Raw genomic sequence first — 12,056 nt, 5'->3', positions numbered from 1 at the left:
GAGTTTGATTACTCGGCGATGTCAACGCTTTCGAAATTGTGGACACCGAAAGCGCTCGGCACGTAGCCGGTGACGTTCTTGGTCATTGCCGTCGTAACGAGCGAATGAGCAAGCGTTGCCCACGGAGCTTCGCGCTTGAACACGACCTGCGCCTGTTCGTAGAGCTTGGTGCGCTCGGCAACGTCGGAAACCACGGCGGCCTTGTCGATCAGGTCGGTGAATTCCTTGTTGCACCATGCGGCGCGGTTCGAGCTGCCTACGGCCTGGCAAGAAAGAAGCGTTGCAAGGAAGTTGTCCGGATCGCCATTGTCACCGGTCCAGCCGATGATGACGGCACCATCATGCTTCGGATCCGAAGCGCGCTTCAGATATTCCTGCCAATCGTAGCTGACGATCTCGACCTTTACGCCAACCTTGGCAAAGTCCGACTGCAGCAGTTCCGCGGTACGGCGGCCGTTCGGCATGTATGGGCGAACAACCGGCATTGCCCAGATCTTCATCGAAAGATCCTTGACGCCAGCCTTTTCGAGAGCTGCCTTTGCCGCTTCAGGATTGTACTCGTCATCCTTGATCGACTTGTCGTAGGACCACATCGTTGGCGGGATCGGGTTGATCGCCGGCGTGCCCTGACCGAGATAGACGGCATCGACGATAGCCTTCTTGTCGATTGCCATGTTGAGCGCCTTGCGCACTTCCGGCTTGTCGAACGGCGCCTGCGTCGTGTTGTAGGCGAGCGTCGAAACGTTGAGGCCGCTTTCCTGCAGGACAGTGAGGTTCGAGTCGGCCTTCAGGCCTTCGACGTCAGCCGGATCCGGATAGATCGTCAGCTGGCATTCGCCGGCCTTAAGCTTCTGTACGCGAACGGCAGCATCCGGCGTAACAGCGAAGATCAGGTTGTCGAGCTTGACCTTGCCCTTCCAGAAAGTCGGATTGGCTTCGTAGCGGATGGCGGTATTGAGCTGATAGTCGACGAACTGGAACGGGCCCGTGCCGACCGGCTGCTCGTTGAACTTCTGCTGGGTGCCGTCAGCCTGCAGCTTGTCGGCATATTCCTTGGAGACGATGGACGAGAAGTCCATGGCAAGGTTGGCGATCATCGGCGCATTCGGCTTGGTCAGCGTGATCTTGACGGTCAGGTCGTCGACCTTCTCAACCGACTTGATCAGCTTGGGGAAATCCATGCCTTCGAAATATTCATAGGAAGCACCGTCGACATATTTCGCCCAGGGGCTGCCTTCCTTCTGACGCTCGAAGGAGAAAACGACGTCGTCGGCATTGAGGTCACGCGTCGGCGTGAAATAGCTAGTGGTCTGGAACTTGACGCCCGGACGCAGCTTGAACGTGTACTGCAGGCCATCGTCGGAGATCGTCCAGCTTTCAGCAAGCGCGGCCTCGACTTCGGACTTGCCCGGCTTGAACTCGACCAGCTTGTTGAAAACGGCCTGTCCCGTAGCGTCGAGCGTCTCGCCGCCGGTATAGAGCGCAGGGTCGAAGCCGCCCGGTGCAGCTTCCGAACAATAGACCAACGTCTTGGCCGAGGCTCCACCTGCCATCAGCCCACCCGTCAGCATTGCGAGCGCGCTCGCCGCAAGGAGTTTCTTGTAGGTATTCATCTTTTCCACCTTCAGAGGTTTTTTGTGTTGCAGGCCCCCATGCCTACAACGAAAGTCGCATGGAAGCCTTTGCCATGTCGCAATGCAAGCAGATTCATTCGCAGTCAACCCGTCCCGGAAGGCATAATTGTCGATTCTGGAGAAAATCGCCCCATTTAATCAATTAACGGTGAAATCGACTAACAATCCGTCCACTAACTTTTGGTATGCGGGGTAGCAGCGTTTACCAGTTTGACGCAAACGTGGCGTATTTCGCGCCAAGAGGGTACATTTCAGTCTAGTTCAGCACCAAAACCCGTGCAACAACGCCTAAAGTGCAACAGGAGTGGTCTATTTTGGACGCAAACGGGCAAACAGCAATCGTTACAGGCGCCGGATCGGGGCTCGGGGCCGCCACGGCGCGCGCCCTCGCACAAAAAGGCGCGAGGGTTGCCATCATCGATATCAATCTCGAAGCGGCCGAAAAGGTCGCCGCTGAGATCGGCGGAATTGCCCTTGCCTGCAACGTAGCCAATGCCGCCGAGGGGGAAATGGCGGTCGCCCGCGTGGCGGATGAACTTGGGACGCCGCGCATTCTTGTCAATTGTGCCGGCATCGCCAATGCCGGCCGTATCGTCGGCCGCGATGGTCCGCACGATCTCGAATTGTATCGCCGCGTCATCGAGGTCAACCTCATCGGTTCGTTCAACATGTTGCGTCTGGTGAGCGACCGCGCGGCAAAGCTTGAACCGCTTGCGACCGGCGAGCGCGGTGTCGTGATTTCAACCGCATCGGTTGCTGCCTTCGATGGCCAGATCGGACAGGCCGCCTATGCCTCGTCGAAAGCGGGAATTGCCGGCCTCACCCTTCCTGCGGCACGCGAACTCGCACGCTTCGGCATCCGTGTGATGGCGATTGCGCCTGGAATCTTCGGCACTCCCATGCTGCTTGCCATGCCGCAGGAGGTGCAGGATTCGCTGGCAGCCTCGATCCCCTTCCCCTCAAGACTGGGCAAACCGGAGGAATATGCTGCTCTCGCGCTGCATATCATTGAAAATCCCATGCTGAACGGCGAAACGATCCGGCTCGACGGTGCCATTCGCATGGCACCAAAATAGCCGGGTGCGATTGCAGCACGTGGATGGGCTGGGACGGCTCACGAACGTTTCATAATTTGGTCCCAATCGGCGGAGTATCTAGGGCAATTCTTGTTACTCTAGCGCTTTGAGCTTCGGCCGGCCTGTTGCCGGTCCCCGCTTCGATATCCTGCAATTTGAAAGCCGAAATGATGAAACGAATTAGCGCCATGCTGTTGCTGCCGCTGGCTTTGGCGGCGCCGGCCCGGGCCATGGATAGCGGTGCAACGGAAGAGTTGCAGCGGCTTGATCCCGAAACCAGGCTGGAACAGCGCTGCGACGTCGAGGCGATGGACCGCATACATAAGGACCCGGCCAAGCTGGTGCCTGACGAACTCGTTGCCTATGCTTTTGAAGAGCCGAAGATCAAGGGCGATAAAATCCGTTCGGCCGGGGCGGCCTTTCGCAGCAAGGGAGAGTGGTATCACCTCTCCTACACCTGCTCGACCTCACCCGATCACATGACGATCCTGACGTTCCAATATGCGATCGGCCAGGTGGTGCCGCACGATCAGTGGGCCCACCACTACCTCGTCCCCTAAAAATTCGAGGCGCACAAGGCGCCTCGAATGATCTCTCTGAAATGAAAATCGGTCAGTTGAACGTCGGTCGATCCTGCGCGAGCAGCATTTGTCCGATCGCATCGACCTTCTTGGCGTTCGGCGCCTCATAGGCGAGCAAGCTCGGATCGGTTGCCGGCGCTGAAGCTGGCTGTGCCACGCGAACGGTCGGCTCGCTGGTCCGGTAATCCATCGCCTGCGGCGGCGGATCCATCGGCACGGCAACCTTCGCCGGATTGGCGATGACCGGAGTTATGTCAGCCTGTGCCATGAGGATCGGCTGCTGGTTGGCAGTGACACGACCCGCTGTCGCGGTCGAGGTCGTCGTCGCCGGCGCTGCGGCTACCGAAGTCGTTACGCCCGGCACATTGCTCGCGACCATAGTCGGGGCAGTTGCGATTGTCGGTCTGCCGCCCATGCGCAGGCTGGCGATATAGGCATTGGCGATGGCTGCGCTTGCATCCTTGGACGCGATGTCTGCCGTATTATAGCGGTCGCGCTTTTCATAAAACGCGTTGCCACCGGCAACGACCGTATAGTGCATGTTCTTATAGGGGAAGCGAAGACCCGCCGTGTGGAAATACATGGCATTCTTCACCTTGGTATTGCGCTCGCCGCGTAGCACCGCGTCGGCGGCAGCCTGCACATCCGGGAGGGCAACGGACTTCATCGGGCGAGAAAGCACGCCTGGAGCAAACTGCCCCTTTTGTCCGACCACGCCACAGATGGAGTCGCCCCATTTGCCGGAATCGAGGCGGTTCATCACGACCGTGCCAACCGCAACCAGTCCGTCCTGGCTCGAACGGTTGGATTCGAAGAACATCGCCCGCTCAAGACACTCTTTGTCCTTCGGCGTATAGGCGTAGCTTTTGCTGGTGCCCTTATTCGTCAGATTGGCTGAAATTTTCGAGTGCTGTCCGGTCTGCGTGCAACCACTGACAAGCCCCGCGGCCGCTATGATGCCCGCAATTGAATGGATCTTCCACTTAGCGAAGCCGATCACGAAGCAATTCTCATCGCTGTTGTTCCTGCTGGTGAAGGTGCTCACAGAATGATCTCATTTAGGGCCAAACAATGGCAAAGATGACGTTAACGTTACCATGCCTATTCATCCTTTTGAAATCATGAACTTATTTTATTCACCCGCACAGCAAAAAAATTTCAAAAATGGCAAAATTAAGAATTCGTTTACCGTAATTGCCTTAATGTTTTGGCCAGTAACCACGCTCAAAGGCACGGCCGATGCACAAGCGCTCCCACCGGTATGACACGCGCGAATCACTGATGGAAGCGCTGAAAGAACTTGTGGCGCTGCAGGTTCCGGCGGAGGACGTGGCGCCGGTCCTGTGCACGATCGGCCCGGTTGATCTCGATCTCCTCGATGATTGCATGGATGCGATCGGATTCAACGACAACCAATCAGTCGCCGCTTGAGCCCACGCATACCAAACAGCTTGTTCCCCTGCCCGTCACGCACTATCAATCGGCCAACAGATCGAGAGGTATCCCGTGGCCGAAAAGAAAGATGTATTGCGTGAAATCGATGAAGGCGCCGTTCGCCTGGCGCGTACATTGCTGCGCACCGCGCGATATGCGGCGCTGGCGACGCTCGAGCCTGGCTCCGGCCATCCTATCGCGACGCGGGTAGGCCTTGCCACCGACCACGACGGCACCCCTGTCATTCTTGCATCGGCACTGGCCGCGCATACGCCGGCGCTCCTTGCCGACCCCCGCTGTTCCTTGCTGGTGGGGGAGCCTGGAAAGGGCGACCCTCTGGCCCATCCCCGCATGACCGTTACGGCGAAAGCGCGCCAGATCGCACGCAACACGCCGGAACATGAGCGGATCGAGTGGCGCTATCTTTCGCACCTTCCAAAAGCCAAGCTCTATGCAGGCCTTGCCGATTTTAGTTTCTTTCGGCTCGAACCGGACAATGCCCGCCTGAACGCCGGTTTCGGGCGCGCCTATCAGCTGCCGCCAGCCGAATGGCTCAGTCTCAATGCGGCCAATGACGCGCTTGCGGCGGCGGAAAAATCGGCGGTCGAACACATGAACGAGGATCATGCGGCGGCGATTGCCCTTTATGCCCGGTATTTCGCCAAGGCGGATGACGGCAACTGGCGGATCACCGGCATCGACGCCGACGGCTTCGATATCGCGGATGGCGATGCGATTGAACGGGTCTTTTTTGCTTCGCCGATCACATCGGCTGAGGACATGCACAAGACGCTCGTCCGCATGGCGGGAGAAGCGCGCGCCGGCCTGCAGTCGTCCCAATCTCCGGCATGACGGCGTCGCCCGATCAAAGGGTCATCCGTATCGACGACCCTCGCGATGAACGACTTGCACCCTATCGCGACGTGCGCGAGCGCGATCTCGTCGGCCGCGAGGGTCGATTCATTGCCGAGGGCAAGGTTGTCCTGAACGTTCTGCTGACAAGCCCGCATTTTGCCACCGACTCGCTCCTAGTGCTGGAGAACCGGCTTTCGGGCCTGTCCGAACAGCTGAAACTGTGTCCGCCCAACGTACCGGTCTATTGCGTCAGCCGGGAGACGATGGATGCGATCGCCGGCTTTCCCATGCATCGCGGCATTCTGGCAATAGGACGGCGCAGCGGACCGCACACCGTCGACACATTGCTTGCCTCCGTGCCGAAACACGGGCTGGCCATTGCCCTGTGCGGGCTTTCAAACCACGACAATATGGGCTCGATCTTCCGCAATGCCGCGGCATTCGAGGCTGACTGCATTCTCATGGACGAGACGAGTTGCGATCCGCTCTACCGCAAGGCGATCCGCGTTTCTGTTGGCGCGGCGCTCAAGGTTCCCTTCGCCCGGGAGGGATCGATCGAAGCCCTTGTCAGTAAACTGCAGAGCGCAGGCTATACGATTTTTGCCTTGAGTCCCTCGGGCAGGACGAGCATCAACGCGGCTGAACCGGTCCAGCGCACCGCACTTCTCCTTGGAACGGAAGGGGAAGGTCTGCCAAAGGCGCTGCTGGACCGCCTTCAGACGGTGCGCATACCTATGTCGAAGAGCTTCGATAGTCTAAACGTTGCAACCGCCTCAGGCATCGCTCTCGCGCGGTTCAGCCGACTTGGCAGGCTTTGAGGCGGCCTGCAGGGCGCGCACCCGGTCGGCAATGCTGACGATGGCCTCGCCATTTTCATCATAGACCGCCGGCACCTGCCTTTTGGCCTTGGCAAGAATTTCGTTGACGGGGGACTTCTCGCCTTCAAGCTTCGCCACCATCGCCACGACCTGTGCGGCAAGCGTATTCATCTCGTCGCGCATAAGTCGGGTTTCGTCGGCTTGGATCAGCGCTTGCTTGCCACGCGGCGTATCGACAACGGAAGTGCCCTGCTTGCGGCCGTCAGCGAGGACCTTGCGTAGTCTCTCGTTCAGCCTTTCCATGTCTTTTTCGCGACGGGCGAGTTTCGCCTCTGCGTCTGACAACTTGGTCAAAAGCCCGGTCGCCTGCTTTTCGAACTCGGTACGCTGCGCCGTTTCCTGCTCCAGTCTATGTTGCAAAGCCTTGTGCTCGGTCTCGATTTTCCGCCGCTGCTCGTCGCTGTCGCGCTTTTCGCGCCGCGCGCCGTTCAATTCGTCGAGGAGGTTTTCGACGCGCGCGGATTGGGCAGCGAGTTCAATCTGCAGGCTATCGGCGTCGATCGAGAGTTTAGAAAGACGCCGGTTCAGCTGCTCAACCTCGTTGGTGCGCTCTTCTAGCGTCTTCGCCGTGCCGCTGAGATTTTGTGACGATCGTTCGAGCGTGTCTTCATTGGAACTCAGTGACGTTGAAAGACCGGCAATGCTGGTTTCCCGCTCGCCGAGATCCGCCGTGAGCTTGCGAATGAGCCGTTCCTTTTCGCCGATCTCGGTCAGGTGCAGCGCCGCCTTGTTGCGCGCGCTTTCGAGTGCAAGTTCGAGCTTGCGCTCCGCCATCGCGTGTTCGGCGCGCAATCCATCCCTTTGCGCCTGAATTTCATTGAGCGTCAGGGGTGTCTCGGCCTCGACATGCTTGCGGGTCAAAAGCATGGCCCTGCGCCAGATCGGCGGCGCGACCAGCAAGACCAGAAGCACGGCACTCAAGAACCCAAGGGCAAAATAGATTACGGACTGGATCAAGATCGGGGTCCTGTTGGCGTTTCTTTAAAGGGAGTCTTAGCAGCGGGGGCGCCGAAAACAAAGACGCGGACCGCATGGGTCCGCGCCGGGCAGAGTTAAATCCTGATCTGTCAGAACGGATTCCATGTCGGGGTCTGGGTCAGCTTCAAGTAACCGACATTGACGCCAAGACGCGCGCCGACACCCGTGCGGATGGGAACGAGCAATACCTGGTTGCGCTTGAGAACATTGAAGCCAACGCCGGCAAAAAGGTAGGCGGAACCAGCAACCCCAACAAAGCGCCCGTAAAGATTTTGAACGTCGTCGAGGTTATAAACCAGCATCATCACGCGGGAGCCCTGTCCGCCAAAATCCCAGCCGATCGACGGGCCCTGCCAGTAGGTCTTGTGATCGCCGGCGTTCTTCGTATAGAGCGTGCCCTCCCCGTAGGTCAGGCCGCCGATGAGAGCGCCCGATCCTTCCTCGCCAAGGACATAGCCGTTAGGAAGGCCGTAACTCGCGAACACCTTCTCGACAGCTGTAGCCAATCCGCCTGAGGTTGATCCGAAGAACCGCTGACCGGAATTGACGATCTCTTCCATCGTATAGGTTTCTTGCGCGCGGGCCGCCTGGGCTTGGGCAAAAACAAGTGACACGAGTGTCAGGACGAGAAGAAGACCACGGTTCATAGACAAGAGTAGAGACGCCATCGTAATTCCTTTTGGCTGTTCGCTTCTTTGCCTGACGCCTGATACGGGAAATTTGCAGATCTTGCGCCTGCCTAATGATTTGGTGCTCAATTTAAGACGCTAAACCTTGTATAAAAGTTTATGAATCGATCTTGGCATTTCAATGACTTGCAAAGATCGGCCAAAATGCCGGAAATTCAGCATTCACAGGCTTTCGCCACGAGCTTCTTGCCGATCCGGACGCGTCTATGTATCCAAATAGCGCTGAAATTCGAAGTGATTCGCTTGCCAGTGATTCGCGAAAACCCACTCGACCACCTCCAGGAGAAGCCCTCATGACATTGCCCGTAATTCTCTCGGCAACGGACCTCGGAGCGCTCCTGAGCAGCCGCATCTGCCATGACATCATTTCGCCGGTTGGCGCCATCAACAACGGCCTCGAACTGCTCGAGGAGGGCGGCGCCGACGAAGATGCGATGAACCTCATCAAGTCGAGCGCCCGCAGCGCCTCGGCCCGCCTGCAATTTGCCCGCATTGCCTTCGGCGCGGCAGGATCCGCTGGCGTCCAGATCGATACCGGCGACGCGCAGAACGTCGCCAACGAATATATGAAAGGCGAGAAAGCACAGTTCAACTGGGAGGGCACCCGCGTCCTTTTGCCGAAGAACAAGGTGAAGCTATTACTCAACCTCGTCCTGATCGCCAATGCCGCCCTTCCCCGTGGCGGCACGCTCGCAGTCAAGCTTGAGGGCGGGGACACCGAGCCGCGTTTCAGCCTCACCTCGCGGGGGCCGATGCTGCGCGTACCGCCGAAGTTCCTCGAACTTCACAGCGGCAGGGTACCGGAAGAACCGATCGACGCCCACGCGGTACAGCCCTACTATACCCTGCTGCTTGCGCAGGAAGCCGGCATGACCATCTCGATCCATGCGACACCGGAAGAGATCGTTTTCGCCGCAGCCTGATCGCCGCGCAAAAGTTGCACTAATATTTACCATCAACCTTGGGTATTTGTTCACCCAGGCCCGCTAGTCTTCTTACCCGGAACGGTATGTTTCTGGCCTGCCGGGGGTATTGTATTGCTGCGTTGCATGATCATTGATGGCTCGCCGGTCGTGCGGAAGGTCGCCCGCCGACTCATCGCGAGCGAAACGACCGTCGTCACGACCGCCGACACCGGCTTCCAGACGGTTGCGGCTTGCAGCGTCGAGATGCCCGATATCATCATTCTCGATAGCGCCATCGCCGACATGCCGGCTGCCGATGTCATCGCACAGGTAAAATCGCTTCCCGGCGGCGCCAACAGCAAGATTTACCTCTGCCTTCCCGAGATCGACCTTGCCAAGATCATGCGCGCCAAGCGCGCTGGTGCTGCCGGCTATCTACTCAAGCCTTTCAACCGGGCATCGATCGCCGAAATCCTGCCGCAGGTTCCAGTGGCGGGCTGATGCCGAAGAGCGATCTTCCTGTGAGGTTCTTTGCGTCGGCAAGGGAGCTTGACGCTTTTCTCACCGCTGAACCGATCACTTCGCAGGGGATTTGGCTGAAGCTCACGAAGAAGAATGCCCCGATCAAAGGCGTGTCTCGCGAGGAAGCGATCGAATGTGGGCTCTGCCATGGCTGGATCGATGGCCAGCTCGACAAACTCGACGAGCACCACTGGCTTATCCGCTTCACGCCGCGTCGGCCTACCAGCAAGTGGTCAGAGAAAAATCGAGACAAGGCGATCGAACTGATGGCGCAGGGCCGGATGCAACCGGCAGGCTTTGCCGAAGTCGAAAAAGCCAAGGCCGACGGGCGTTGGGATGCCGCCTATGCCCGGCAGAGCACCGCGACAGTTCCGGACGATTTGCAACGGGCCCTGGATGCCAATCCGGAGGCGCTGACGTTCTTCAACCAGCTTGATAGCCACAACCGGTTTGCGATTCTCTACCGTGTTCATGGCGCGAAACAGGCGAAAACAAGGGCAGCGCACATAGAGAAATATATCGCCATGCTTGCCCAGGGTGAGACCATTTACCCGCTCAAACGCAAACGCTGACTCCAAAAGCAAAAGGCTCCGCGCTAACGGAGCCCCTTGAAATTCTTGCGCAATGCTATCAGGCGATTTCGCGCAGTTCGGTCGAGTCCGGCTCGCGCAGCACATAGCCGCGGCCCCATACGGTTTCGATGTAATTCACACCGTCGGAAGCCGAGTCGAGCTTCTTGCGCAGCTTGCAAATAAATACATCGATGATCTTGAGTTCAGGCTCGTCCATGCCGCCATAGAGGTGGTTGAGGAACATTTCCTTGGTCAGCGTCGTGCCCTTGCGCAGCGAGAGCAGTTCCAGCATCTGGTATTCCTTGCCGGTCAGATGCACGCGCTGTCCGCTGACTTCCACCGTCTTGGCATCGAGATTGACGATGAGATCGCCCGTTGTGATGACCGACTGGGCGTGGCCCTTCGAGCGGCGAACAATCGCATGGATGCGGGCGACGAGTTCATCTTTGTGGAAGGGCTTCGTCATATAGTCGTCGGCGCCGAAACCTAGACCGCGAACCTTGTCCTCGATGCCGGCCATGCCGGAGAGGATAAGGATCGGTGTCTTCACCTTGGACAGGCGAAGCGTCCGTAGCACTTCGTAGCCGGACATGTCCGGCAGATTCAGGTCGAGAAGGATGATATCATAGTCGTAGAGCTTGCCGAGATCGACACCCTCCTCGCCCAGATCAGTCGTATAAACATTGAAGCTTTCCGACTTGAGCATCAGTTCGATGCTCTGGGCCGTTGCACTATCGTCTTCGATTAAAAGAACCCGCATATCATTCCCCTTTTCCCGCCGCTGAAATGGGTTGCCGTGCAATCCCGAAGCCAGGTCGCGAACAAGCCGTTTCCATAACGTTAAGATTGCCACCGAATGGTTAACAAAATCTGATTCCGCTTTGCAAGTGCCCTCGACTCTTAATTTAGAGATCGCAGGCACCGCATTGATTCATAAGGTCAACTCGCCTGCCAAAAACCATTAGATGGTGCTTCAGGTTCAAAGGCTAAGCGATTCATTCGACTCAATAAAATCTCTGCCTAGAAACTTCAGGATTCGATTTACCGAGCTTTAAGTCTTAAGGCGTATGATTAATGCTGAACGTAAAGGAAAGGTTACCAGACGGGGCCGCCTTTAAGTTTTTGTTTCATTTTCCCGAGGTGATTCGGGTGGAATACCGGCTGGATGGACCGCCGCCTTGCATTTGGCGGCATACGCGTACCGGCCCGAGAGTATGGCGTTGAGGGGGTAGTGAGCATGAAGTCGCATGAGGGTTTGGTTCGGCTGAAACTCTTTCAGGTCAAGGAAAAGCGCCGCCAGCTCGGTCAACTCGATCTGATGATGGGCGAATTCGAACGCATGGCCGCTGAACTGGACGCCCAGATCCTTTCAGAGGAAAAGAAGGCCGGCATCACCGACACGACGCACTTTGCCTATCCCACCTTCGCCAAGGCCGCGCGCCAGCGCCGCGACAATCTTTTTGACTCGATCCGTGACCTGAAGGCGCAAAAGGACGAGGCGGAAGCCGCCCTTGCCGAATCGGAAGCCGAGCTTGCCAAGGCCGAGGCGCTTGAGCAGCGTGACGGCAAGCCGCGCGAGGAAGAGACCCCCCCGACCGACAAGCGCGCCATGATTGGCTGACGGACTGCCGCCCTATCGCTGCTGGATTACGTCCGACCATTCGCTGTGACGCAGCGATTGCGCCCGCATGAACGGGCAAAGCGGAATTATCTTCCAGCCACCCGCCCGCGCGTCTTCCACCGCATTCAAGGCGAGCGCCTGGCCGACGCCCTGCCCCCGAAGCGCGTCAGGCACCGCGGTGTGGTCGATGATGATGAGATGCGGGCTGGCGCGCGAAAAGGTCATCTCGGCTTCCTGGCCGGATACAACGGCTACGTAGCGGCCGCCCTTGCCCGTTTCCTGCTTTTCGATACTGATCTGATCACTCATTC

Annotated in this window: 15 protein-coding genes; 9 read left to right on the top strand and 6 right to left on the bottom strand. The window is 58.1% G+C overall.

Features of this window, described 5'->3' with window-relative positions; all coding sequences use genetic code 11:
* Positions 1-8: 8 nt before the first annotated feature.
* Entirely contained in the window at positions 9-1,613 is a 1,605-nt protein-coding gene (locus tag BLR72_RS00875) for an ABC transporter substrate-binding protein (RefSeq protein ID WP_027233489.1), read from the bottom strand.
* Between the two features lie 335 nt (positions 1,614-1,948).
* On the opposite strand from BLR72_RS00875, the gene BLR72_RS00870 reads away from it, so the two are divergent.
* Together BLR72_RS00870 and BLR72_RS00865 are read left to right on the top strand one after the other, a co-directional pair.
* Positions 1,949-2,710: a 3-hydroxyacyl-CoA dehydrogenase gene (locus BLR72_RS00870; RefSeq protein ID WP_091944180.1), complete on the top strand. Its 762-nt coding sequence runs from the start codon at positions 1,949-1,951 to the stop codon at positions 2,708-2,710.
* Between the two features lie 170 nt (positions 2,711-2,880).
* A complete protein-coding gene (locus BLR72_RS00865) occupies positions 2,881-3,270 on the top strand; it encodes a DUF930 domain-containing protein (protein WP_091946402.1) in 390 nt (129 codons plus the stop codon).
* A 52-nt stretch (positions 3,271-3,322) separates the two neighbouring features.
* Here the strand turns inward: BLR72_RS00865 and BLR72_RS00860 are convergent, their stop codons facing one another.
* Positions 3,323-4,288: a cell wall hydrolase gene (locus tag BLR72_RS00860; RefSeq protein WP_244506631.1), complete on the bottom strand. Its 966-nt coding sequence runs from the start codon at positions 4,286-4,288 to the stop codon at positions 3,323-3,325.
* Between the two features lie 242 nt (positions 4,289-4,530).
* On the opposite strand from BLR72_RS00860, the gene BLR72_RS00855 reads away from it, so the two are divergent.
* From BLR72_RS00855 to BLR72_RS00845, 3 genes are all read left to right on the top strand, one after another.
* On the top strand, positions 4,531-4,722 hold the full coding sequence (locus BLR72_RS00855) for a hypothetical protein (RefSeq protein WP_027233493.1): 192 nt from the start codon (positions 4,531-4,533) through the stop codon (positions 4,720-4,722).
* Positions 4,723-4,797: 75 nt separating this feature from the next.
* A complete protein-coding gene (locus BLR72_RS00850) occupies positions 4,798-5,577 on the top strand; it encodes a HugZ family pyridoxamine 5'-phosphate oxidase (RefSeq protein WP_091944178.1) in 780 nt (259 codons plus the stop codon).
* Complete coding sequence (locus tag BLR72_RS00845) at positions 5,574-6,398, top strand: TrmH family RNA methyltransferase (protein ID WP_091944176.1); 825 nt, start codon at positions 5,574-5,576, stop codon at positions 6,396-6,398. Before BLR72_RS00850 ends, BLR72_RS00845 begins: the two co-directional genes overlap by 4 nt.
* Here BLR72_RS00845 and BLR72_RS00840 read toward each other — a convergent pair.
* Together BLR72_RS00840 and BLR72_RS00835 are read right to left on the bottom strand one after the other, a co-directional pair.
* On the bottom strand, positions 6,354-7,415 hold the full coding sequence (locus BLR72_RS00840; RefSeq protein ID WP_091944173.1) for a coiled-coil domain-containing protein: 1,062 nt from the start codon (positions 7,413-7,415) through the stop codon (positions 6,354-6,356). The two genes, BLR72_RS00845 and BLR72_RS00840, sit on opposite strands and share 45 nt — an antisense overlap.
* Positions 7,416-7,525: 110 nt before the next feature.
* On the bottom strand, positions 7,526-8,083 hold the full coding sequence (locus tag BLR72_RS00835; protein WP_228019372.1) for a DUF1134 domain-containing protein: 558 nt from the start codon (positions 8,081-8,083) through the stop codon (positions 7,526-7,528).
* 335 nt (positions 8,084-8,418) lie between these two features.
* On the opposite strand from BLR72_RS00835, the gene BLR72_RS00830 reads away from it, so the two are divergent.
* The 3 genes from BLR72_RS00830 to BLR72_RS00820 all read left to right on the top strand — a co-directional run bounded on the left by BLR72_RS00830 (position 8,419) and on the right by BLR72_RS00820 (position 10,124).
* Positions 8,419-9,048: a histidine phosphotransferase ChpT gene (locus BLR72_RS00830; RefSeq protein ID WP_091944170.1), complete on the top strand. Its 630-nt coding sequence runs from the start codon at positions 8,419-8,421 to the stop codon at positions 9,046-9,048.
* A 126-nt stretch (positions 9,049-9,174) separates the two neighbouring features.
* Complete coding sequence (locus tag BLR72_RS00825) at positions 9,175-9,531, top strand: response regulator (protein WP_228017854.1); 357 nt, start codon at positions 9,175-9,177, stop codon at positions 9,529-9,531.
* Positions 9,531-10,124 carry a YdeI/OmpD-associated family protein gene (locus BLR72_RS00820; RefSeq protein ID WP_091944167.1) on the top strand — a complete coding sequence of 198 codons (594 nt, stop codon included), beginning with the start codon at positions 9,531-9,533 and terminating at the stop codon, positions 10,122-10,124. Before BLR72_RS00825 ends, BLR72_RS00820 begins: the two co-directional genes overlap by 1 nt.
* A gap of 58 nt (positions 10,125-10,182) precedes the next feature.
* Here the strand turns inward: BLR72_RS00820 and BLR72_RS00815 are convergent, their stop codons facing one another.
* Positions 10,183-10,884, bottom strand: coding sequence for a response regulator transcription factor CtrA (locus BLR72_RS00815; RefSeq protein WP_027233501.1), 702 nt, complete (start codon positions 10,882-10,884; stop codon positions 10,183-10,185).
* 477 nt (positions 10,885-11,361) lie between these two features.
* Here BLR72_RS00815 and BLR72_RS00810 point away from each other — a divergent pair, with 477 nt between their 5' ends.
* On the top strand, positions 11,362-11,745 hold the full coding sequence (locus BLR72_RS00810) for a flagellar export protein FliJ (protein ID WP_091946396.1): 384 nt from the start codon (positions 11,362-11,364) through the stop codon (positions 11,743-11,745).
* A gap of 12 nt (positions 11,746-11,757) precedes the next feature.
* Here the strand turns inward: BLR72_RS00810 and BLR72_RS00805 are convergent, their stop codons facing one another.
* Complete coding sequence (locus tag BLR72_RS00805) at positions 11,758-12,042, bottom strand: GNAT family N-acetyltransferase (RefSeq protein WP_175492287.1); 285 nt, start codon at positions 12,040-12,042, stop codon at positions 11,758-11,760.
* Positions 12,043-12,056 lie beyond the last annotated feature (14 nt).

It is taken from the genome of Phyllobacterium sp. YR620 (assembly GCF_900104165.1).
GTDB classification, from domain to species: domain Bacteria; phylum Pseudomonadota; class Alphaproteobacteria; order Rhizobiales; family Rhizobiaceae; genus Phyllobacterium; species Phyllobacterium pellucidum.
The sequence above is the reverse complement of the archived record's forward strand: the minus strand, read 5'-3'. Positions and strand labels throughout refer to the sequence as shown.